At 33.9% G+C, this 22085-nt stretch carries 23 protein-coding genes; 15 read left to right on the top strand and 8 right to left on the bottom strand.

The window, feature by feature from the left end:
- Positions 1-267: 267 nt before the first annotated feature.
- Both PUH65_RS01105 and PUH65_RS01100 read right to left on the bottom strand, forming a co-directional pair.
- Positions 268-894 (bottom strand): lysoplasmalogenase, encoded by a 627-nt coding sequence (locus PUH65_RS01105; RefSeq protein WP_305518012.1) that lies wholly within the window; start codon positions 892-894, stop codon positions 268-270.
- A 57-nt stretch (positions 895-951) separates the two neighbouring features.
- A complete protein-coding gene (locus PUH65_RS01100) occupies positions 952-2286 on the bottom strand; it encodes a dihydroorotase (protein ID WP_305518011.1) in 1335 nt (444 codons plus the stop codon).
- 160 nt (positions 2287-2446) lie between these two features.
- On the opposite strand from PUH65_RS01100, the gene PUH65_RS01095 reads away from it, so the two are divergent.
- The 9 genes from PUH65_RS01095 (at position 2447) to ribA (ending at position 9843) form a co-directional block, all read left to right on the top strand.
- Positions 2447-3898, top strand: a complete 1452-nt coding sequence (locus PUH65_RS01095) for a lipopolysaccharide biosynthesis protein (protein WP_305518010.1) — start codon at positions 2447-2449, stop codon at positions 3896-3898.
- 1 nt (position 3899) lies between these two features.
- Positions 3900-4331, top strand: a complete 432-nt coding sequence (dut, locus tag PUH65_RS01090; RefSeq protein WP_305518009.1) for a dUTP diphosphatase — start codon at positions 3900-3902, stop codon at positions 4329-4331.
- Between the two features lie 91 nt (positions 4332-4422).
- Positions 4423-5451 (top strand): sugar phosphate nucleotidyltransferase, encoded by a 1029-nt coding sequence (locus PUH65_RS01085; protein WP_305518008.1) that lies wholly within the window; start codon positions 4423-4425, stop codon positions 5449-5451.
- Positions 5452-5548: 97 nt separating this feature from the next.
- Entirely contained in the window at positions 5549-6343 is a 795-nt protein-coding gene (locus PUH65_RS01080; RefSeq protein WP_305518007.1) for a DUF4292 domain-containing protein, read from the top strand.
- Entirely contained in the window at positions 6340-7923 is a 1584-nt protein-coding gene (locus PUH65_RS01075) for a murein hydrolase activator EnvC (RefSeq protein WP_305518006.1), read from the top strand. The genes PUH65_RS01080 and PUH65_RS01075 overlap by 4 nt, the downstream gene beginning before the upstream one ends.
- A gap of 32 nt (positions 7924-7955) precedes the next feature.
- Positions 7956-8159 carry a twin-arginine translocase TatA/TatE family subunit gene (locus PUH65_RS01070; protein ID WP_305518005.1) on the top strand — a complete coding sequence of 68 codons (204 nt, stop codon included), beginning with the start codon at positions 7956-7958 and terminating at the stop codon, positions 8157-8159.
- Between the two features lie 13 nt (positions 8160-8172).
- Positions 8173-8787 (top strand): DUF4254 domain-containing protein, encoded by a 615-nt coding sequence (locus PUH65_RS01065; protein ID WP_305518004.1) that lies wholly within the window; start codon positions 8173-8175, stop codon positions 8785-8787.
- The gene (locus PUH65_RS01060; RefSeq protein WP_305518003.1) at positions 8780-9229 is read left to right on the top strand and encodes a hypothetical protein; all 450 of its coding nucleotides are present in this window, start codon (positions 8780-8782) and stop codon (positions 9227-9229) included. The genes PUH65_RS01065 and PUH65_RS01060 overlap by 8 nt, the downstream gene beginning before the upstream one ends.
- Positions 9230-9240: 11 nt before the next feature.
- Positions 9241-9843: a GTP cyclohydrolase II gene (gene ribA / locus PUH65_RS01055; protein WP_305518002.1), complete on the top strand. Its 603-nt coding sequence runs from the start codon at positions 9241-9243 to the stop codon at positions 9841-9843.
- A gap of 3 nt (positions 9844-9846) precedes the next feature.
- On the opposite strand, the gene deoD is transcribed toward ribA, so the two are convergent.
- Together deoD and PUH65_RS01045 are read right to left on the bottom strand one after the other, a co-directional pair.
- Positions 9847-10554, bottom strand: a complete 708-nt coding sequence (deoD, locus tag PUH65_RS01050) for a purine-nucleoside phosphorylase (protein WP_305518001.1) — start codon at positions 10552-10554, stop codon at positions 9847-9849.
- A gap of 146 nt (positions 10555-10700) precedes the next feature.
- On the bottom strand, positions 10701-11219 hold the full coding sequence (locus PUH65_RS01045) for a hypothetical protein (protein ID WP_305518000.1): 519 nt from the start codon (positions 11217-11219) through the stop codon (positions 10701-10703).
- A 108-nt stretch (positions 11220-11327) separates the two neighbouring features.
- Between PUH65_RS01045 and PUH65_RS01040 the strand changes: the two genes are divergently transcribed.
- The 4 genes from PUH65_RS01040 (at position 11328) to PUH65_RS01025 (ending at position 17348) form a co-directional block, all read left to right on the top strand.
- Positions 11328-13082 (top strand): glycoside hydrolase family 3 protein, encoded by a 1755-nt coding sequence (locus tag PUH65_RS01040; RefSeq protein ID WP_305517999.1) that lies wholly within the window; start codon positions 11328-11330, stop codon positions 13080-13082.
- Positions 13083-13104: 22 nt separating this feature from the next.
- Positions 13105-14238, top strand: coding sequence for an N-acetyl-alpha-D-glucosaminyl L-malate synthase BshA (bshA, locus tag PUH65_RS01035; protein ID WP_305517998.1), 1134 nt, complete (start codon positions 13105-13107; stop codon positions 14236-14238).
- Positions 14239-14299: 61 nt separating this feature from the next.
- On the top strand, positions 14300-15574 hold the full coding sequence (locus PUH65_RS01030) for a DUF2851 family protein (RefSeq protein WP_305517997.1): 1275 nt from the start codon (positions 14300-14302) through the stop codon (positions 15572-15574).
- 85 nt (positions 15575-15659) lie between these two features.
- Positions 15660-17348, top strand: coding sequence for a putative transporter (locus PUH65_RS01025; protein WP_305517996.1), 1689 nt, complete (start codon positions 15660-15662; stop codon positions 17346-17348).
- A 142-nt stretch (positions 17349-17490) separates the two neighbouring features.
- Here the strand turns inward: PUH65_RS01025 and yajC are convergent, their stop codons facing one another.
- From yajC to nusB, 3 genes are all read right to left on the bottom strand, one after another.
- Positions 17491-17817, bottom strand: a complete 327-nt coding sequence (yajC, locus tag PUH65_RS01020; protein WP_305517995.1) for a preprotein translocase subunit YajC — start codon at positions 17815-17817, stop codon at positions 17491-17493.
- Between the two features lie 18 nt (positions 17818-17835).
- Positions 17836-18321: a DUF1573 domain-containing protein gene (locus PUH65_RS01015; protein ID WP_305517994.1), complete on the bottom strand. Its 486-nt coding sequence runs from the start codon at positions 18319-18321 to the stop codon at positions 17836-17838.
- A gap of 88 nt (positions 18322-18409) precedes the next feature.
- A complete protein-coding gene (gene nusB, locus PUH65_RS01010; RefSeq protein WP_305517993.1) occupies positions 18410-19315 on the bottom strand; it encodes a transcription antitermination factor NusB in 906 nt (301 codons plus the stop codon).
- A gap of 200 nt (positions 19316-19515) precedes the next feature.
- Here nusB and PUH65_RS01005 point away from each other — a divergent pair, with 200 nt between their 5' ends.
- Complete coding sequence (locus PUH65_RS01005) at positions 19516-21177, top strand: ABC transporter ATP-binding protein (protein WP_305517992.1); 1662 nt, start codon at positions 19516-19518, stop codon at positions 21175-21177.
- A gap of 112 nt (positions 21178-21289) precedes the next feature.
- Positions 21290-21625 carry a DUF3276 family protein gene (locus PUH65_RS01000; RefSeq protein ID WP_305517991.1) on the top strand — a complete coding sequence of 112 codons (336 nt, stop codon included), beginning with the start codon at positions 21290-21292 and terminating at the stop codon, positions 21623-21625.
- A 65-nt stretch (positions 21626-21690) separates the two neighbouring features.
- Here PUH65_RS01000 and PUH65_RS00995 read toward each other — a convergent pair whose 3' ends face one another.
- Positions 21691-21996, bottom strand: coding sequence for an MGMT family protein (locus PUH65_RS00995; RefSeq protein ID WP_305517990.1), 306 nt, complete (start codon positions 21994-21996; stop codon positions 21691-21693).
- Positions 21997-22085: the final 89 nt, after the last annotated feature.

The raw sequence follows: 22085 nt of genomic DNA, 5'->3' as shown, positions 1-22085 counted from the left end.
AATATCAAATTGAAATCACAATTCATATTCCTCGATAGAATAACCACATGTTTTTAGTATAAAACGAATGTGTTAAAATACCAGAAACTTCGCCCCGACTTGAGTGGAGCTCTTTTTAATTGGTGGCTGAGCTTGTCGAAGTCACCAATTAAAAAAGCGGGAACGGAAGGCGGAAACAGGCGTCCAAATAAAAGTTAAAATAAAAAATGGCTAAAGTCGGAGCAGTTAAATTGTTAAAATGATTTTTAAGGAAATCATTTTAAAATCCTAATTCTTTTCATCTGAAATCATTCCTTTCACCAAAAACCACTGCGCAGCAATGTAAGTAATCATCACCATTAAATTGAGAATTAGCAAGGGTTTCAAGAAAAGATTAATGGAAAGCAGCGTATCTGAAATGAGAAATAGAAGTGCCCCAATAATCAAATTTCTATTGTGCGTTTTAATTGCGTTGTACATCATCGTCGCAATTACAATCGCATAAATAGTTACTGGAATTTTCATTTCTTTTAAATAAGGAAAAAGAAAAACGAATAAGATTGAGGCATAGATACTAAGTATTATCGGCCAAATTTCAGATATTGGTTTTTGCAATTTCTTCTTAAACGAAATTATATAAAATAAATGAGCCACTAAAAAACTTCCTAATCCGGGTAGAAAACCCCATTTAAAAAGAAGAAACAAATCTCCAAAAAAACTGAGCACTAATCCCGAAATAAAAAATAGATTCAACTGAGTTTTTTCTGATTTCACTCTAGAGAAATACATTAAAATCAAAATAGGAATCAAAAGCGGTTTGGTGAAAAAACGCAAATCTATTTTATTAGTGAAAATCAAAAACAAGTCAATTGCAAAAACGATGATTAATATAATCTGTGAAATTTTTGACTTCATTGATGTGATTTTTTTGACTCCAGTTATGTGCTAATGTTATTTTGAAATAAATTGTAATTACCTGTCAAACAGCAATCTTTCGCCATGTTTTTCTTCTGAAATTTTTCCATTTTCAAAAACTAAAAATCCATTGACAAAAGTATGCGTGATTTTAGAATGAAATTCTGTTCCTTCCAATGGACTCCATCCACATTTGTATAAAATATTTTCTTTGGAAACAGTGTAGCCATCATTTAAATCGACCAGAACTAAATCTGCTTTATATCCTTCTTTAATAAAACCACGTTTTTCAATTTCAAAAAGAATGGCCGGATTATGGCACATTTTCTCCACGATTTTCTCTAAAGAAATTTTACCCTTTTTAAAGTTTTCCAGCATTATGTTTAAAGCATGCTGAACCAATGGTCCACCAGACGGCGCTTGCAGGTATTTCTGAGATTTCTCTTCTAGAGTATGCGGAGCGTGATCGGTTGCAATTACATCAATTCGATCATCCAAAAGCGCTGCCCAAAGTCCGTCCTTGTCTTTCTGCGTTTTAACTGAAGGATTCCATTTGATGAAGTTTCCTTTGGTTTCGTAATCTTCATTGGTGAAAGTAAGATGATGAACGCAAACCTCCGCCGTGATTTTTTTTTCTTTTAATGGAATGTCACTTCTAAAAAGTTCGGTTTCTTTCGCCGTGGAAACATGAAATATATGCAATCTCGCTCCGGTTTTTTTTGCCAACTCAATCGCTTTACTCGAAGAAATAAAACACGCTTCCTCGCTTCTAATCAAGTGATGTTGGGAAACTGGAATGTCTTCACCATATTTTTGTTTTGCAATCTCAGTGTTTTTTCTAATGGTGGCTTCATCTTCGCAATGAACGGCAATCAGCATTTTTGTACTGCTGAAAATCTTTTCTAAAGTTTCTGGATTATCGACCAACATATTTCCAGTTGAAGAACCGAGAAATAATTTTATTCCCGCCACATTTCGTGGATTGGTTTTTAAAACTTCTTCTAAGTTATCATTCGTGCCACCCATTAAAAATGAATAATTGGCAAATGATTTCTCGGCGGCAATTTTATATTTTTCTTCTAATAATTCTTGCGTCACTGCATTCGGAACCGTATTTGGCTGTTCCATAAAACTGGTGATTCCGCCTGCAATTGCTGCTCTAGATTCACTTTCAATATCTCCTTTCCAGGTTAAGCCTGGTTCGCGAAAATGTACTTGATCATCAATAATTCCAGGTAAAAGATATTTCCCAGAAGCCTCAATGATTTGATCGATGTTTTCTTCAGAAATGTTCTTTTCTATTTTAGAAATAAGTTCATTTTCAATAAGAATATCGCTTTCAGAAATCTGATTTTCATTAACAATTTTAGCGTTTTTGATGAGTGTTTTCATTTTGACTTAAAGGTGAAATTAGACGAATTTTAAGAGATTTATTAGTCCAACAAATGTAAAATTTAAGGTTGGTTTAAAAAAATGAATATTGAGGATTCTCCTTTATTGACTTCTAAAATGGAATCGCTATTTTAATTATATTTGCAGAAATTCAGAAATTTTGTATAAAAAATTATTGGGACAAACGGCAATCTATGGTTTAAGCACTGTTATTATTCGGCTTTTTCCGTTTATTATTGCGCCATTTGTTACAGAAAGATTTGGTCCTTCGGCTTTAGCGCCGTTTATTGATTTTTATTCTGTGGCGGGAATAATCATCGTTCTCCTCTCACACGGTATGGAAACTACTTTTTTTAGGTTTGCGGAAAAAGTGGAAGATTCCAAGAAATTAATATCTACCGCAACCTTGAGTGTTGTAACTGCTTCTTTAATTTTTGTTATTTTTTCTTATCTGTTTCGAACGGATTTAGCCATTGCTTTTAAAACACCAGATCAGGTCAATCTCTTAATTTTAATTGTTACTGTTCTGGGATTAGATGGTTTAAGCACGATGCCCTTTGTAATTTTACGAAAAACAGGAAGGCCTAAAAAATTCGCAATTATTAAAATTATTAATGGTATTGTCAATTTCTTACTGGTTATATTTTTTATTGTTCTTCTTCCGAAATTAGGGAATACTGGTTTCTTAGGTTTTAAGTATAATCCAGATTTTGGAATCGGATATGTTTTCGTAGCGAATTTGGTTGCAAGTGCAGTGACATTTATTCTCCTTTTTCAGGAATTAAAAAGCGTGAGTTTGAAAGCGTTTGATTGGTCACTCTGGAAAAATATGATGGCGTATTCCTGGCCAATTACCGTAGCGGGTTTAGCAGGTGTAGTGAATGAAACAATGGATCGCCAGTTTTTAAAATATCTTTTACCAGACGGAACCAATACTGAGCAAATGGCGATTTACGGTGCAGTTTGTAGAATTGTAACCTTTATTACGCTTTTCAGACAAGCTTATCTTTTGGGAATTGAACCTTTCTTTTTCTCCCATGCTAAAAATGAAAACTCAGGACATTCTTATGCAAGATTGATGGATATGTTTGTCTTGGTCAATTGTATTTTCCTCTTAGCATTATGCGTGAATTTGGATTGGATTGCGCCATTGTATCTGAGAAATTCTGATTATAATGTTGGAATTGCAATTGTGCCGATTGTTTTAATCGCAGCTGTGTTTTTGGGAATTTATCTCAATATGTCGGTGTGGTATAAACTTTCAGATAAAACGATATTTGGAGCGTACCTTTCTGTTTTAGGGGCGGCAGTTACAATTGGTATTAATGTGTATTTTATTCCAGTATATGGTTTTTGGGCATCGGCTTGGGCAACTTTTTTCTCTTATTTCACTATGATGACGGTGTCATATTTCCTAGGTCAATATTTTTATCCAGTTCCGTATAATATGAAGAAATTAATAGGGTATTTGAGTTTAAGTATTTTATTTTCAGTGGTTTCTTATTATGTGCTTGATGGAAATTTACTCATTGGAAATGCTCTCTTTTTATTATTTTTAGCCATCGTTATTTACGTAGAAAAAGATACTTTAAGAAAAATCAGAAAAGTTTAATATGAAAATAAAAATCATTAATAAATCACAACATCCTTTACCGAAATACCAGACCCAACAATCTGCGGGAATGGACTTATATGCGAATCTCGATGAAAGCATAACTTTAAAATCACTGGAAAGAAAATTGATTCCAACCGGATTGTTTTTAGAACTTCCAGAAGGATTAGAAGCGCAAATTAGACCCAGAAGCGGATTAGCTATTAAAAATGGAATAACGGTATTAAATGCACCAGGAACAATCGATGCGGATTACCGTGGCGAAATTGGGGTTATTTTAGTAAATTTGGCTTCCGAGAATTTTACCATTAATAATGGGGATCGAATTGCGCAAATGGTGATTGCTAAATATAAAACTGCAGAGTGGGAAGAAGTCTCTGAAATCAGCGAAACTGAGCGCGGTGCAGGTGGATTTGGAAGTACCCAATCTTAATAAATATATATATATATATATATATATTACAAAACTCCTATTTTAAATTGATCAAAATCAAAATAAACGAAGAGTAAAACAAAAATAAACTATGAAAATAATTGTGCCAATGGCAGGTCGTGGTTCTAGACTTAGACCTCATACTTTAACAGTTCCTAAACCTTTGATCCCGATTGCAGGGAAACCAATTGTACAACGTTTGGTAGAAGATATTGCAAAAGTTGCGGGGGAAAAGATTGATGAAATTGCATTTATTATCGGTGATTTTGGTGCCGAAGTCGAAGTGTCTTTAATTCAAATTGCCGAAAGTTTAGGAGCAAAAGGAACTGTTTACACGCAAGATGAACCATTAGGAACTGCTCATGCAATTAAATGTGCGGAACAGTCTATGCAAGGTGATGTTGTCGTAGCATTTGCGGATACATTATTTAAAGCGGATTTTGTTTTAGATAAAAATTCAGATGGCGTAATTTGGGTGAAGAAAGTTGAGGATCCATCTGCTTTTGGAGTAGTAAAATTAGATGATTATGGTTTCATTACCGACTTTGTAGAAAAACCGAAAACATTTGTTTCTGATTTAGCAATTATTGGAATTTACTACTTCAGTTCTGCAGAAAAATTGATGAGCGAAATCAATTATATCATGGATAATGATATTAAGCAAGGTGGTGAATTCCAGTTAACTACAGCATTAGAGAATCTTCGTCAGAAAGGCGCGAAATTCTCTCTGGGTAAAGTTGATGACTGGATGGATTGTGGAAATAAAAATGCAACCGTTGAAACGAATGGTAAAGTGTTGGAGTATGAAAAAGAGGAGATGTCTCAGCATCCAGCTTCTGCAAAAATTGAAAACTGTATGATAATTCCACCGTGTTTTATCGGTGAGAATGTGGAGATTGTAAACTCTAAAATTGGACCAAGAGTTTCTATAGGCAATAATACGAGAATCATTAATTCAAATATTGACAACTCATTGATCCAGGAAAACACCATCATTGACCATGGAAACTTAAGCAACTCAATGATTGGAAATTCTGCTGAGTATTTCGGAGTAGCGAGAGAGATTTCTTTAGGAGATTATTCGGTTTTAGACTTTCTATCAAAAAATGAAAGCAGATAAATCGTTATAGAAATATTGCGTTGCAAACCACACAAAACAATTTGTGTGGTTTGGCGTTAATATTGTAAACTTCCGAGAAAGTTTAAACAAAAATTAAATGAAAAAATATATTCTTGCGACGGGTTTGATGATGTTAATGGTTTCTTGTAAAACAAAAACAGGAGTCGAAAACCCAATCAGTACCAACACGCCAGTGGCTTCAAGCGCCGGATTCTTTAAGAAAATTAATGAAAAGACTGATTTTCAGCAATTGAAAATTAATTCTAGGATCACAGCAGAAACGGGTAAATTTATTCCACCTTTAGATGCCACGATCTATATTGAAAAAGATAAAAAAGTCTGGATCAATATGATTGCAATTTTCTTGAATGTAGGAAGAGGAATCGCCACACCAGAAGGAATTAAAGGATATGAAAAATGGAACAAAACCTATATTGAATCAGATTTCACCTATCTTAATAATTTGCTGAATGTAAATTTTATTGATTATAATTCTTTTCAGGATTTATTGCTCGGAAAAACTTTTATCCCAGTGAAAGAAAATGAGTATCAATTAACCAAGAATGCACAAGGATATCTTTTGAAATCAACAAACAATATCCGTTTTAAAACTGATGGGAAAATAGCTGAATACGCCGTATCTTTGGAATATAGTGATCAGTTTGATTTGACCAAAGTATCTTTACAAAAAGTAGATCAACCAGATTATCTGGAAGTATCTTATTCTAATTGGGAGAGTTTTGAGAATGTAAAACTCCCCAAAAATGTTAAAATAGTAATAAAAGGAGCAAAAGACAGCCAAATTTTACTGGAAAATACGAAATTTGACTTTTCTAAAATGGAAGCACCTTATTCCGTCCCCAATAATTATACGAAAACTGAGATCAAATGATTAAAAGATTAAGCTTTTTAATAGGCATTTTTCTGTTCGGCTTTTTTTCTGCGCAGAAGAAGGAGCAACTTCAAAAGCAGAATGCGGACCTAAAAAAACAAATTTCCTCCATCAATTCAAACTTGGCTAAAACCCAACAGCAGTCAAAACTTTCTTTAGCATACCTGAATGAAGTTGAGAAAAAAATTGGGCTTCGAGAAAAAGTATATACCAATACTCAAAAAGAAAAAAAATTAGTTGAAGACGAAATCTATTTACGTCAGTTAGAAATTAATCGTCAAAATCGGGAACTTGCCGTACTTAGAAAAAACTATGCTGAAGTTTTGGTAAAAGCGTATAAAAATAAAGGTTCACAAAATAAAGTGACCTTCATTTTATCTTCAAAAAATTTAGGTGAAGCGTTACGAAGAATTCAGTACTTAAAAGATTATTCCGATTATCAAGATAAAAAAGCAGCAGAGATTTCTAATGCTGCAAAAGTTCTTCAACAAAATATTACTTTAAAACAGAAATCTGTCAAGGACAAGGAGATGATTCTTTCGAATCAGCAGAAAGAGTTGCTCACCATTGAAGCGGAGAAAAAAACAAAACAGGCATTACTGGAAGAGTTTAAGAAAAATGAAACTCAACTTACTGCAGAACTCAAACAAAAACAAGCCGAATCTAAAAAATTAGAAGGTCAGATTCGATCTATTATTGCAGAAGAGATTAGAATCGCTAAAGCGAAAGAAGAGGAAAATAGAAAGATAGAAGCGGAAAAAATTCGTCTCGCAAAAATTGCTGCAGAAAGGGAGAAAGCAAGAATCGATGCTGAAAATAAAGCAAGAATGGAGGCTTTGGCTTTAGAAAAAAAGAAAGCCGATGATGAGGCGAGAAGATTAAAAGAAATTTCTGAAAAGAAAGCTGCTGATGAGGCTGAGAAAGCAAAATTAGCCGCCGCTGCTGATGCTAAAAAAACAGAAGATTCTAAAAAAGCTGCTGATGCTGAAAGAGCAGAAGCACGCAGATTAGCCGCTGCAAAAGATGCAGCTGCAGCTGCAGCAAATGCAAAAGCCGCAGCAGATAAAGCCGCAGATGTAAGGGTGGCAGAAGCAAATATGGTGAAGAAAAATGACGAGGAGAAAAAGGCGGCTGAGAAAAAAGCCATGACCAACTATGGAGTTTCTGCAAACGTAGGAAATAATTTTGCAGCCAACCGCGGAAAAATGGGAATGCCAGTTTATGGAACTATCACGCACAGATTCGGCAGACAGCCGCATCCAGTCTTTAAAAATATTGTTGAAGAAAATAACGGTGTTAAAATTGCAGTGACTAAAGGAACTGTTGCGAAATGTATTGCACCAGGAACGGTATCTCGCGTTATGGCTTCGGGAGATGGATCTAAAACGGTTATTGTTAAGCATGGTGATTATTTTACCATTTATGCAAACCTTTCAAGCACCATGGTTTCAGCAAATCAGCAGGTTTCTGCGGGGACATCTGTTGGGGTTGTAGGTGAAGATTTCGATGGCAGTTATACGTTAGATTTCCAGATTTGGAATGGTAGTAATCCGGTGGATCCATTAGGTTGGGTGAATTAAAAAAATACTATAACTTTGTAAAAATTTTTAAGATGAATACATTAACAATACTCGCACTTTCTTGGCAACACTTATTAATCGTTGGAATCATCATTTTGGTGTTTTTCGGCGGTAAAAAAATTCCTGAAATGATGAGAGGTTTAGGCTCTGGGATTAAAGAATTTAAAGATGCCGTAAAAGAAGAAGACAAAAAACCAGAAGAGCCTAAAAGCAATTCTAGTTCAGATACCCTTTAAAAAATATTTTCTGATGAAATTTACAGAAATTGCCTGGAAGGTTTTTAACGAATCCATTGCAGCATATCATGTTGAAGATAATGTGGATACTCTTGTAAACAATCCTTATCCGGCTGAAAGTTTGGAACGACTTTTGTATGCTAAAAACTGGATTGATACCGTTCAATGGCACCTGGAAGATATTATTCGTGATGAAAATATTGACCCGAATGAAGCCTTAAAACTTAAAAGAAGAATCGACTCTTCAAATCAGCAAAGAACTGATTTGGTAGAGTTTATCGACAGTTGGTTCCTGCAGAAATATAAAGATAGTACTCCAAGAATCGACGCTAAAATCAACTCCGAAACTCCTGCTTGGGCAGTAGATCGGCTGTCGATTTTAGCATTAAAAGTTTATCATATGAACCTGGAGGCTCACCGAGAGTCTGCAAGTGATGAGCACAGAAAAAAATGTTCTGCTAAATTAAATACTTTGCTAGAACAACAAAAAGATCTTTCTGAAGCAATTGACCAATTGCTTTTTGATATAGAGAACGGTAATGTTAAGATGAAAGTGTATAAACAGATGAAAATGTACAATGATGAAAGTCTTAATCCGATCCTTTATCAAAATGTAAAAAATGCGTAAATCTAACTTTGGTTACATTCTAATTTTACTTCTGTCGCTATCTTGTTCTGCGGAAAAGATAAATTTGTCGCCAGTTGGTGGAATGAGTTTGCAAAGTTCATCTTACTCTTATAGTGAAAGAAAGAATCTCATCGTTTATTCTTCAGAAATTAGTAATTTAATTTCTTCTTTCCCTAAATTTAAAAATGATGCGGTGAACCTTGAAGTTGTAAATTTAAAATATCATCTTAAAGATTATATCGGTGCAATTGAGTCTTATAATATAAATGGACTCAATAATGCACAAAGAAACTTCGAGAAATCTTATAAAAAACTTCAGAAACTTAGAAAATATTTGAATGCTGATGACGATCAGGTACTTAACAGGTATTTGGTGAGAATCAAAACAAATATGACTTTTCTCGAAAGTAATATTTCTAAAGATCCAGCATCCATAAAATAGCAACAAACTCAATGTTAAAAATTCAAGCTGAATCAAACGTTCCTACCGAATATGGGGAATTTCGTATGATTGCATTTTCCGAATCTGAAAACGACTGGATGCCGCATATCGCTGTGATTGCTAAGAATACTGATTTTACAAAACCTGTCAATGTACGTTTCCATTCCGAGTGTATTACAGGAGAAGTTTTTCATTCTAAAAAATGTGAATGCGGCCAGCAACTTGATGAAGCAATGAAATTCATCAATGAAAATGGTGGAATCATTGTTTACCTGAGACAGGAAGGAAGAAACATTGGCATCATCAATAAATTAAAAGCATATGCTTTACAAGAACAAGGTTTTGATACCGTAGAAGCAAATCTTAAATTAGGACTTCCTGCAGATGACAGAAGTTTTGATAGCGCTATCGAAATCCTTACTATTCTTAACATTAAAGAAATAAATCTTCTCACCAATAATCCTGAAAAAATCAAATTTGTGGTGGAAAGTAATATTCACCTCAATAAAAGAATTCCTTTGCAGATGGATTCTACAAAGGAAAGTGAAGTTTATTTAAAAACTAAAAAAGATTATTTCGGTCATCTTCTTGATGATGAAAATATCGTTTATTAATTTCTATATTTTGATAGCAGTTTCTAAAGCTAATTCAATCATTGGCGTTAATGCGGTTTCTCGCTGATCAGCAGAAATTTCATCACCCGTAGGAATAACATCTGAAACAGTAAGAATCGTTGCTGCGTTTTTACCCAAATACTGTGCATTAGCAAACAAAGCAAACGCTTCCATCTCTACAGCTGAACAATTATATTTCGTTACAATTTCAGGAAGTAGTTGAGATTTTCTATAGAAAATATCGCTGGTATGAATATTTGTTGGCTTTGTATTTAAGTTTAATTCTTTTGAAGTTTCATTGATTAATCCAAATGCATTTCCTTGGTGCAACAAAAGGTCTTCTTCTATTTCCCAAGCATATTTAGCATACGTAGATTCGCTTGCTGCATGTTCTACATTTAAAAGATCAAAAACCTTCAAGTCAGTAGAGTAGGCTCCACAAGTTCCGATTCGGATAATCGTATCTACATCGAATTCTGTAAATAACTCGTAAGAATAAATTCCGATACTTGGGATTCCCATTCCACTTGCGCCAACAGATACTTCTTTTCCTTTATAAAGACCGGTGAAATAAAAAACATTTCTCGTTTTACTTACTAATTTTACATCTGTTAAGAAATTGTCAGCGATGTATTTAGCTCTCAAAGGATCACCAGGTTGTAAAACGGTTTTAGCAATTTCTCCTTTTTTAGCGGCAATATGAACACTCATTATTAAAAAGTTTAAGTTAATTTTTGAATTTATAAAGTTACTAAATTATCAACGATTATAAAATTATAAGCGGTCCTTTTAACCTGACATATAACACAAAAACCACTGCAAATGCAGTGGTTTTATTTGTTTTAAATTATAATAATTTATAAATTCTTAATTTTAGAATCGTCGATCTTAAAATATTTTATTACGCTATCATAATCAGAATAATCTACACTAACGTTTTTTCCGCCCGGTGACGCCGGAACTAGAACAACTCTGAAAGTTTGATTATTTAAATAAGTTGGCGTTGTAGAAATATCGTAGTTTCCATTCGCGTAAATCATGATGTCATTTTTGCTGAAATCGAAATCATAATCAAGTTCTTTTCCATCTGCGAAGTAAAGTGTTCTTGGGATTGACTGCCAAACTGGGGAACCATCTGTAGTAGAATCTGCTTTTCTGTAGATTAACACCACATCTGAGTTAAACAAAGGTTTTGTAAATGATCTGCTGATGTTGTAACCATCTTCTGCATTATAAGAGAAATTAACATTGTTAATATCCAATACTACAGAATACGTATCATTGTCTTGTACGATCACATCATCATTTCGGTTATCGCAACTTACTGCTGTAATGGTAAATATTGCCATTAGCATTATTGTAAAATATTTTTTCATTTTAAATTTTTTATGGTTTATTTATTTTTCATGGTCAATATGTATGCCAAGCACAATCTGTTTAAAAATTAAAAATTGTATTTTTGTTCACCTTTATCCCTATAAATAATGAAAAACATCAAAATAAAATTTTCGTTTTTTTTAATCTTTCTTTTTTGCTTTAATATCGCTAGGTTAAATGCGCAATATCAGCCGAAGAATATTTCCTCACCAGACGTTCAAAAAGGAAATCAATGGGTAGAAAAAACCTACCATTCACTTTCTCAAGATGAGAAGTTAGGGCAACTGTTCATTGTTGCTTTATACACCAATAAAGATGAAACTCACATTAATTCAGTTAGGAATATTGTTTTAAATGATAAAATTGGGGGTTTAATCTTAATGCAGGATGATGCTGCGAGAGAAATAAACCTGGTAAATGAATTTCAGCAAAAATCGAAAATCCCTTTAATGATTGGCATGGATGCAGAATGGGGATTGTATCAAAGGATTGCGGCAGCACATAAATTCCCTTGGGCAATGACTCTTGGCGCGATTCAGGATAAAAGATTGATCACAGAAATGGCAGCGAAAATTGCTGAAGATTGCAAAAGAATGGGAATCAATTGGGATTTCGCTCCGGTGGTTGATGTGAATACCAATCCCAATAATCCGATTATCGGCAACCGTAGTTTTGGCTCAGAAGTTCAAAATGTGATTAATTCTGCTTTGGCTTATTCGAATGGTTTACAAAACAACAATATTCTCGCAGCCATTAAACATTTCCCGGGACATGGCGATACCGATCTGGATTCTCATCTGGATCTCCCTCTAATTTCACATTCTTTGCAAAGACTCAATGAAGTAGAACTAGCACCTTTCAAAGCCTTAGTGGATAAAGGAATTGGTGGAGTAATGGTTGCGCATCTTTACGTTCCCTCTTTAGAAAAAACGAAAGGAATTCCGGCGTCGATTTCTAAAAATATCATTACGGGAATTTTAAAAGACCAATTGGGTTACAAAGGTTTGATTATCACAGATGCACTTAATATGGGAGCGGTCGCTAACAAATTCAAAGCAGGCGAATTAGATGCCATGGCATTTGCAGCAGGAAATGACATTATGCTCTTCTCGCAAGACGTTGCGACTGGAAAAAAACTAATTCAACAAGCCATTGATAAAGGAGAAATCTCACAAAATCGAGTAGAGGAAAGCGTAAAGAAAATTTTGCTCACCAAATATTATCTTGGTTTAAATCAATACGAACCGAGAAATCCAGAAAATATTAATTATGATTTGAACAATGCTTCACACTCCGCGATTGTTCAGAAAATGTACGCAAATGCATTGACTTTAATTAAAGATGATAAAAAAATGCTTCCGTTGAATTGCAAGGAAACTTATTATTATGTTCCGCTAGAAGAAGCGCCTTATCAAACTTTTCTGGATCAATTAAATTTGAACTCGACTATTATCTTAAAAAAACCTTCTGAAATTTCCACAATTCCTGCGAATTCAAAAGTAATCGTTGGTTTTCACAAAGATAATTCTACAGCGTATAAACCTTATAAAATATCAAACGAAAGCAAAAAGATTTTGGCCGATTTAACGAAGAATCAAAATGTTATTTTAAATGTTTTCGGTTCGGCTTATGCTTTAAAAGATGTTGATGTTTCTAAAGCTTCTACTGTTTTGGTTTCTTATGAAAATAACGATGATTCGATGATTGCAACTGCGAAAGCGTTTTGTGGTCAAACTAAAATCTGGGGTAAACTGCCGGTTTTGGTTAATGATGATTTAAAAGCCGGAATGGGATTAGAACTTAATCCTTCTTCTAGAATTGATCTGCCTTCTTCAAAAAATAATAAAACAGTAATTGAGTAATTTCAATTTAAAAATAAAACACATGAAAATCGGAATTCTCTGTTATCCCACTTACGGTGGAAGTGGCATCGTTGCTACAGAACTTGGTATGGCACTCGCTGACAAAGGGTATGAAGTGCACTTTATCAGTTCGGCTTTACCTGCGAGATTAGACATTACCAATCCTAATATATTTTTTCATAAGGTGAACGTTCAAACGTATCCGCTTTTTCAATATCAACCCTATGATATCGCGCTTTCGTCGATGATTTACCGCGTTGTGAATTTGTACAAACTCGATTTACTGCATGCTCATTATGCAATTCCATATGCTTATGCAGCGTTTACTGCAAAGCAAATGTTGAAGGAAGAAGGTAAAGATATTCCTTTAGTAACAACCCTTCACGGAACGGATATTACTTTGGTTGGGCAACATCCAAGTTATAAACACGCCGTTGAATTCTCTATCAATCAATCAGATACCATCACTTCTGTTTCTGAAAGTCTTAAAAAAGACACCTTGCAATTATTTAAAATCACCAAAGAAATTCAGGTCATTACCAATTTCATTGATAATGGTGAATTCACCTTTAATACGGATTGCCAAAGACGACAATTCGCGACTGATGATGAAAAGATATTGATCCACGTTTCCAATCTTCGTCCAGTAAAAAGAGTAGGAGATGTTCTGCAGATTTTTAAGAATGTAAATGCCCGCGTAAAATCAATGTTAATCATCATCGGTGAAGGTCCTGATATGGAAATTATCAATCAGTTTTTAGAAGAACATCCTGATCTAATTGGGAAAGTTCGCCTTCTTGGTAAAGTGAATGATTTATATCGAATTTTACAGTTATCTGATGTATTCTTGCTTCCATCTGAACAGGAAAGTTTTGGTTTGGCAGCACTTGAAGCGATGGCTGCAGAAACCCCTGTAATCAGTTCCAACGCTGGTGGAATTCCGGAAGTGAATATTCAGGGAGAAACTGGTTATCTGGCAGAAATCGGAAATGTTGAAGCCATGAGTAATTATACCATTAAACTTCTGAGCGATGAGAATTTATTGACTCAAATGAAAAAGAATGCGAAGGAGCAAGCCTTAAGATTTGATCTAAAAAATATTCTTCCATTGTACGAAAAAATGTATGCAGAAACGTTGCACCATTTTCAAAAATAGTCTTTTCACTCTTTCCTAATCAGAATTTGCTTTGTTACTTTGTAATCAAAGAGTTCTGACCGTGAATGAAAAGTTGCTTCAATATCTATGGAATTTCAAAATTTTTAAAAGTTTTGATTTCAAAGATGTGGATGGAAATGACCTAGAGATTCTTGATTTCGGCAGATGGAATTTCGACTCCGGACCAGATTTCCTATTTGGCAAAATAAAAATCAAAGGTTTGACTTTGGTTGGAAATATTGAACTTCATGTAAAATCATCTGACTGGATTTTTCATAAACATTCTGGGAATCCTGAGTTTGAAAACATTATTGCTCATGTGGTTTTCATTCATGATGTTGAAATAGAAGAATTTACATACAAGAATATTCCAACTTTAGAACTGAAAGATTATATCGATGAAAACATTCTTTCAAAATATGAAATTTTACTTCAGGAAACTCAATTTATTCCCTGCGAAAAAATTTTTAATCCTAACGATCTCCCCGTTAATTTTCATGAAGAAAATCTGCTGCAAAAGTTAGATGAAAAATCAATCGAAATTGAAGAATCGCTTAAACTTTATCAAAATAATTACGAAGCAGTTTTATTTCAGCAACTCGCCTATGCATTCGGATTAAAAGTAAACGCGCTTATTTTCAAACAGTTGGCGGAAAGTATTGACTATTCCGTTTTCAATAAAATTCGTCAAAACCAAACACAATTAGAAGCGCTGTTTTTCGGAATCTGTGGCTGGCTCGCAAATCTAACTGATGAACAAACCAAAATCTGGAAGCGGGAATTTGAATTTTTAAAAATAAAATATGCTCTTCCAGAATTTTATATTCATCCCAAGTTTTCAAAACTGCGACCGCCGAACTTTCCAACGATTCGGCTTTCCCAATTAGCATCTTTATATCATCAAAACCAGAATCTATTTTCGAAACTTATTAATGCAAAGAATATTGATCAAATTCACGACATTTTTAATAAGGTAAAAGCCAGCGAATATTGGGATAATCGATTTAATTTTGGAAAAATATCATCCGTTCACGGCGAAAAAACTTTAACTAAAGATTTCATAGAGTTGGTTTTAATTAATGCTGTTCTGCCTTTAAAATATACTTACCATAAAAATACCGACGAGAATATTCCCGATGAAATTCTGACTTTATACCAGCATATTTCGCCAGAGAAAAATACGATTATCAATCAATGGAAATCTTTACAGGTGAAACCCAAAAATGCGCTTGAAACGCAATCACTACTTTTTCACTATCGCAATTACTGCCAGAAAAAAGAATGTTTACGCTGCAGTATTGGAATTCGTTTGATGAATAATTTACAAGTCAAGTAATGTAATGTGATACATTTCATTATGTTCGATTCTCTATTGATGATTATTAATCTTATTTTTACGTGAAAATAAAAAAATAGAGAAGATGTTTGATTGGTTAAAATTACTTTTATTACCTGGCGAAGTTCCTTCTGTAACGCAATCTATTGTTGCCATAATGCTCGCTATTGGAACGGGTGTTTTTTTTGGAAGACTCAAGATGGGGAAAATTACTTTTGGTGTTTCTGCTGTCATGTTTACAGGTTTAATTTTGGGGCATCTGGGTTATAGAATTCAACCTGGTATTTTAGATTTTATTCGTGATTTTGGTTTAATACTTTTCGTTTACGGGATCGGTTTACAAGTTGGACCATCCTTTTTTTCCTCCTTTCGGAATGAAGGTTTAAAGTTTAATATTCTGGCAGTTTCCACTGTGCTTTTGGGCGGAGTTATTACGGTCGGACTTTTTTATTTCACCGGTCTCAAAATTGAAGATTTAGTTGGAATCATGAGTGGTTCTGTGACCAATACGCCGGGTTTAGGAGCTGCTAAAAACACCATTGAAGAAATAACCAATTCATTTCCTGATAAAAAATTTAATGACCCCACCATTGGTTATGCCATAACTTATCCACTCGGAGTTTTTGGTATTATCGCAACTATTATCATTTCGAAATTGCTTTTGAAAATCAATCCAGATGAAGAAATGAAGAAATTCCGGAAATCAAAAATTAACCGCGAACTTCCTTTGGTTCATAAAAAAGTTCGAATTACAAATCCTGACTATTTTGGTAAAACATTAAAACAAACCATCGCAGATTTCGGAAGAGAAGTTGTGGTTTCACGGTTGAAACATAGTGGATCAGTTGCGGTAAAATCTCCAATGTTGGATACTGAATTGCGAGATCGTGATGTTTTGATGTTAGTAGGTTTAGAGAAAGATTTAGACGATTTCATTGCAACGGTAGGGCGACCATCTTCTGATTTATTCATTGAATCCGATAAACAAATTCTAAAGAAAAATATTTTTGTGACCAATGCAAATGTTATTCATAAAAAACTTTCAGAATTAGATCTTTACAATACGTTTGATTTAAAGGTAACGAGAGTTTTTCGCGCCGGTAAAGAAATTTTACCGAGACCGTCACTGGAATTATTTTATGGAGATAAATTGCGGGTCATCGGTTCTGCAGAAGCCATTGAGGAAGTAGGAGAAATTATTGGAAATTCCGAAAAGAAACTTTTAGAACCCGATTTCCTTTCTTTGTTTGGTGGATTATTATTGGGTGTAATTTTAGGATCAATCCCGATTGCCATTCCGAGTTTACCCGTACCAATTAAATTAGGATTTGCCGCTGGGCCTTTGATTGTCGCATTATTAATTTCGCGCTATGGTGGGATTGCGTTTATCCATTCATATATTAATACTGGCGCAACCTATTTTATGAAAGATTTAGGGATTTGCCTGTTCTTCGCCGCAGTTGGGATTCACGCAGGCGATGGCTTTTACAATAATTTCATTCAATATAATGGATGGCTTTGGTTATTATATGGCTGTGCGATTACATTTATACCATTAATTTTAATGGTTGTTATTGGACGCTTCATTATGAAAATTAATTACCTGCAATTGGTCGGAATTATGAGCGGAAGTTATACGGATCCGGCAGCACTTTCGTTTAGTACAAACTATTTAGATTCTGATATTCCGATTCAAACCTATGCACAGGTTTATCCTTTGGTAACGATATTCAGGATCTTTGTTGCGAGTTTACTGATTTTATTCTTTAGCTAAATTGAAGGCATTATTGGTTTTATTTTAATTCCTTACATTTATATTAAAGTTTACTGAACTCGTTTCAGTAAACTTTTTTTAGGAGTACAAACAAAAAAGCAACCTCATTGAGATTGCTTTATAAATAGTTCTTTCGAAAATATTATTTCGTTTCGTCTGAGTTGTTAGGAAAACGCTGTTGGGTAAATTCTCTTGAAATCGCTGCTTTTTCAAATTTTAATTTCCCAGAAAGGGTTTCGATTACCACACCATCTTCTTGTATTTGGGCAATTCTACCGTGCAATCCAGATGTGGTTACCACTCTGCTTCCTACTTTCAATTCAGATTGAAAGTTTTTTTCCTGTTTTGATTTTTTCATTTGTGGACGAATCATCAGAAAATAAAATCCGACGAACATTAAGCCCATCATAACCAAAGTTGGAGTCATTGTGCCTTCCGCTGCTGGTGCTTGTAAAAATATTGATATCATTATTTAAGTTTAATTTAATTAAGGTTGAATATCTGCCGAGAAGGTAAGCATAATTGGTGCTTTCTCAACATTTGCGTACACTTCTGCTTGTTTATATACCATTCCATCAAAACTTGAAGAATCAAATTTTAAAGTAATTTTCCCTTTTTTTCCTGGAAGAATTGGTTCTTTGGTATAGTCAGGAACCGTGCAGCCACAACCTGGTTTTACTTGAGAAATAATTAATGGATTTTTGCCCATATTGGTAATTTCATAAGTATGTTCTTTGTGATCCCCTTTTTTAATTTTACCGAAATCAAACTGTGCTTCAGATAAAGCGATCGTTGTTAATGGTTTCGACTGCGCTTCTTTCAATAGATCCTCGTTTGATTCAACTACTGGTACTTCAGGAGCAGGTTGAGCAGTTTCTTGCTCGGTTACAAGTTGATCTGCAGTCTGGTCTTTTTTACAACTTACTAAAGTTAAAGCAACTACGATTGGTGCTATTTTAATAAAATTTTTCATAGGTACATATTTATTTTTTTAAAGTTCATATGGTATCGCCAATCTTTATTGATGTTTTGTTTCCAAATTTGTAAAAGGCGATTTCATATTAACTTCTATTTAAATCTTTGGTGTATTTATCTAAAATCCCATTGATGAAGATGTTGGAACGATCCGTAGAAAATACTTTAGCGATCTCGATATATTCATTAATAATAACTCGGGCAGGAGTTAATGGGAAATAATCAAGTTCTGAAATAGCGGCAATCAAAATGATTTTATCAATTAAAGCAACACGGTCTAGATCCCAGTTGTCTAATCGGCCTTCCAGTTTTTTCTCGTTTTCATCCCAGTGATTTAGGGATTCTTTTAAAAGTTTACGGGCAAATTCGCGGTCTTCTTCATCTTTAATCATTTTAATTAAAGTGTGACTCGGTTGATTTTCTTTAAAGAAACCGATGGTCTTTTGAATCATCGAATTGGAGATATGAAAATCATCAGCCCAACTCAATTCTTTTTCTTCCAGATGTTCGTGAAAATCTTCGTTTTCAGCGATATATCTTAAAAAGAGTTTACCGATAAATTTTTGGTCTGCTTCGAAGGAATGGCCTTCTTCTTTCATGAAATCTTGATATCTCTTACCAGCCGACATTCTCTGAAACGTTTTCACTAACAAGTCATCATACAAATCCCATTTTAAATCCTGATTTTTAGAAGTAAATGAAAGGCGCTCCTCATTTTCTTCTAGTTTGATTAATATTTGATTGTTGATGAATTTTTGGTTAGGATTGATTTCTTTATCAGTTTGAATGTATTTATTCTTACCGATTTCGATTTGTCTTTCTGCTAAATCTTTCAGAGCCACCAAAAAATTAAGTTGGTAAATGTAAAGATGATAGATTTTATCGATTTCTGAGAACATATTCTTCTCTAGTATATCGAATTTAATAGGGTTTTGGTAATATGAATACAGCGATTCTACTACCTTTTCGCGGATTTGTCTTCTTCCTAACATTTCAAAGAGCTTTTATGCGTGCAAAGATAATAAATTTGTCTGAAGTGGAAACTTAAAAGGCATAACTTATGTTAAAGTATTCGCCGACATCAATTATTGGAATGCTCAATGATTGCAAATTAAAAACAAAATCAATTTTCAATTTCTTACTTTTGCAACGGTTTATAAGCAATCAAACTGTTGAAAACCGATCGATATTTATGAACGCACTTAAAACACTTAATCCCTATTTCTGGAAACATAGAAACCTGTTGTTTTATGGGTTTTTATTCATTGTTGCCAGCAATTTTTTCAATATTTTCAAAGTTCAATTCGTTGGTAAATCAATTGATGAAATCTCAAAAACCACTAATCTGGGTTTCAATAAACAGGTTTTAATTTATGTCGGGATTATTGTTGGATCTTCGCTATTAACAGGATTCTTTACCTTTATGATGCGCCAAACCATCATCGTTTCTTCCCGAAGAATTGAGTACGAATTGAAAAATAAAATTTATAATCATTATCAGGAATTATCATTAACGGACTTTAAGAAAACCACCATCGGTGACTTGATGAATCGTTTAAGTGAAGACGTAGTTGCGGTTAGAATGTATCTTGGTCCTGGCGTTATGTATGTTGCCAATTTGTTGGTCTTACTCATCATTACGAGTATTTATATGCTCAACACCAACGTTGCGATGACACTTTGGTCGCTGCTTCCGTTGCCGATTCTTTCTTTCCTCATTTATAAAGTAAGTTCGATCATCAATAAGAAATCGAAAATAATGCAGAAAAGCCAGTCTGCGATTTCTACTTTTGTACAAGACAGTTTCTCTGGAATTCGGGTGGTTAAATTTTTTGCAAAAGAAAGTTACATCGAAAAAAGTTACGGAACGAAAGTAAAAGATTATCAGGATAAATCATTAGATCTTGCAAAAACAGAGGCATATTTTTTTACCATTATTCTATTTGTTATTGGTCTATTAAATGTGGTTATTCTCTTAATTGGCGGGCAAAAATATATGGCGAACGAGCTCTCCGTCGGTAAGATTGCAGATTTCTTTTTATATATTAATATTTTGATTTTCCCTTTTTCAATGGTGGGTTGGGTAACTTCAGTCAATCAAAGAGCAGAGGCATCAATGGCTAGAATTAATGAGTTTCTGGATATGAAAACCGATATCATTAATACCAAAAATGAGATTTATCCCATTAAAGGAGATATCGAATTTAGAAACGTATCATATGTTTATCCGAACACCGGAATTAAAGCACTCAATAATTTAAGTTTTACAATTGAAGCTGGGAAATCCTTAGCAATTATGGGAAAAACCGGAAGTGGAAAATCTACCATTGCCCTTTTACTTTGCCGTTTAATCGATCCAACTGAAGGAGAAATTTTAATTGATGGAAAAAATCTAAAAGACCATAACCTAGAAAATTATCGAAAATTCATCGGATATATTCCACAGGAAAGTTTCCTTTTTTCAGATACCATCGAAAATAATATTGGTTTTGCGATTGATAAACCATCACATGATTTGGTAGTTGAATATGCGAAGAAAGCAGATGTTCATAAAAACATTGTAGAGTTCAAAAACCAATACAAAACACTAGTTGGCGAACGTGGAGTTATGCTTTCTGGTGGTCAAAAACAAAGGATTTGTATCGCACGCGCTTTGATTAAAGAGCCTTCCATTTTAATTTTCGATGATTCGTTATCGGCTTTAGATACCGAAACCGAAGAAAATATCCTTCAGAATATTGAGAATGAGATTCAGAACTGTACCTCAATCATTATTACACATCGGGAAAGTAGTGCAAAACGTGCGGATAAAATATTGAATCTTACGCCAATAGAAAATGATAATCTGAATTAATAGTCGGAATCATTACCAATAAATCATATTTTTGTATAAATATTTTAAAATAAATTTCTCAGTTAAAAGAAATCTTTTATATTTGTTAACAAGATTTGAAAAATAGCAAACAATGAGTGATTACAAGGAACGCCACGAAAACGAAATTTTTACAAAGGTGTTGAAGGCAGGAAGAAGAACTTATTTCTTTGATGTGCGCGAAACCAAAGCGGGAGATTATTATTTAACAATTACCGAAAGTAAAAAGAATTTTGGTGAAAATGGAGAAGCATCTTTTGAAAAACATAAAATTTATTTATATAAAGAAGATTTTAAAAGTTTCGAAGAGATGTTTAAAGAATCTACAGATTTCATCATTAGCCAAAAAGGAGAAGATGTTATTTCTGAAAAGCACGACAAAGATTTTAAATCAAAATCGTTTACGATTGAATCTGACGATGAAATTTAATTAGATTTCTATAAAAAACAAAAAAGCATTCAAATTATTTTGAATGCTTTTTTGTTTTCGAATTTTTAAAGTTCTTCTAAAGGATTCCAAAACACTTTTTTAAAATCCTGAATTTTTCCCTCTCTAACTTCTACACCTTCTTTCTTTAATTTCCCAACGAAGTCACGAACGCAACTTGCCGTAATTTTACCAGACCCATTACAAACCCGATGTGCCGGAAATTCTTCATCATAGTTTCGCAGTGCATTCCCAACATGTCTTGCATGATTCGGATAACCTACTGCTTTTGCAATCGCACCATAACTTGTCACCCGACCGCTCGGAATCATCATAATGATTTCAAAAACCTGTTTTTTGAATAGTTCATTCATAGATTAAAGTTAGACTTTTTCTAGAAATATTTTCGAATCTAAAATCTGGGAGAGAATAAATTCAAAAAAAGTCGTTCCAGATTTGGAGC

The organism is Kaistella sp. SH40-3, assembly GCF_030686865.1.
GTDB lineage: Bacteria > Bacteroidota > Bacteroidia > Flavobacteriales > Weeksellaceae > Kaistella.
Note: the sequence above shows the minus strand (reverse complement) of the source record. Positions and strands in the feature narration are given on the sequence as shown.

Excerpts from the sequence above, each read along its gene's own strand:
- yajC (WP_305517995.1), bottom strand. The coding sequence starts at position 17,817 with ATGATATCAATATTTTTACAAGCACCAGCAGCGGAAGGCACAATGACT.
- PUH65_RS01070 (WP_305518005.1), top strand. The coding sequence starts at position 7,956 with ATGAATACATTAACAATACTCGCACTTTCTTGGCAACACTTATTAATC.
- PUH65_RS01000 (WP_305517991.1), top strand. The coding sequence starts at position 21,290 with ATGAGTGATTACAAGGAACGCCACGAAAACGAAATTTTTACAAAGGTG.
- PUH65_RS01065 (WP_305518004.1), top strand. The coding sequence starts at position 8,173 with ATGAAATTTACAGAAATTGCCTGGAAGGTTTTTAACGAATCCATTGCA.
- PUH65_RS01080 (WP_305518007.1), top strand. The coding sequence starts at position 5,549 with ATGAAAAAATATATTCTTGCGACGGGTTTGATGATGTTAATGGTTTCT.
- dut (WP_305518009.1), top strand. The coding sequence starts at position 3,900 with ATGAAAATAAAAATCATTAATAAATCACAACATCCTTTACCGAAATAC.
- bshA (WP_305517998.1), top strand. The coding sequence starts at position 13,105 with ATGAAAATCGGAATTCTCTGTTATCCCACTTACGGTGGAAGTGGCATC.
- PUH65_RS01100 (WP_305518011.1), bottom strand. The coding sequence starts at position 2,286 with ATGAAAACACTCATCAAAAACGCTAAAATTGTTAATGAAAATCAGATT.
- PUH65_RS01085 (WP_305518008.1), top strand. The coding sequence starts at position 4,423 with ATGAAAATAATTGTGCCAATGGCAGGTCGTGGTTCTAGACTTAGACCT.
- nusB (WP_305517993.1), bottom strand. The coding sequence starts at position 19,315 with ATGTTAGGAAGAAGACAAATCCGCGAAAAGGTAGTAGAATCGCTGTAT.
- PUH65_RS01105 (WP_305518012.1), bottom strand. The coding sequence starts at position 894 with ATGAAGTCAAAAATTTCACAGATTATATTAATCATCGTTTTTGCAATT.
- PUH65_RS01045 (WP_305518000.1), bottom strand. The coding sequence starts at position 11,219 with ATGAAAAAATATTTTACAATAATGCTAATGGCAATATTTACCATTACA.
- PUH65_RS01040 (WP_305517999.1), top strand. The coding sequence starts at position 11,328 with ATGAAAAACATCAAAATAAAATTTTCGTTTTTTTTAATCTTTCTTTTT.
- PUH65_RS01060 (WP_305518003.1), top strand. The coding sequence starts at position 8,780 with ATGCGTAAATCTAACTTTGGTTACATTCTAATTTTACTTCTGTCGCTA.
- deoD (WP_305518001.1), bottom strand. The coding sequence starts at position 10,554 with ATGAGTGTTCATATTGCCGCTAAAAAAGGAGAAATTGCTAAAACCGTT.
- PUH65_RS01015 (WP_305517994.1), bottom strand. The coding sequence starts at position 18,321 with ATGAAAAATTTTATTAAAATAGCACCAATCGTAGTTGCTTTAACTTTA.
- PUH65_RS00995 (WP_305517990.1), bottom strand. The coding sequence starts at position 21,996 with ATGAATGAACTATTCAAAAAACAGGTTTTTGAAATCATTATGATGATT.
- PUH65_RS01075 (WP_305518006.1), top strand. The coding sequence starts at position 6,340 with ATGATTAAAAGATTAAGCTTTTTAATAGGCATTTTTCTGTTCGGCTTT.
- ribA (WP_305518002.1), top strand. The coding sequence starts at position 9,241 with ATGTTAAAAATTCAAGCTGAATCAAACGTTCCTACCGAATATGGGGAA.
- PUH65_RS01005 (WP_305517992.1), top strand. The coding sequence starts at position 19,516 with ATGAACGCACTTAAAACACTTAATCCCTATTTCTGGAAACATAGAAAC.
- PUH65_RS01025 (WP_305517996.1), top strand. The coding sequence starts at position 15,660 with ATGTTTGATTGGTTAAAATTACTTTTATTACCTGGCGAAGTTCCTTCT.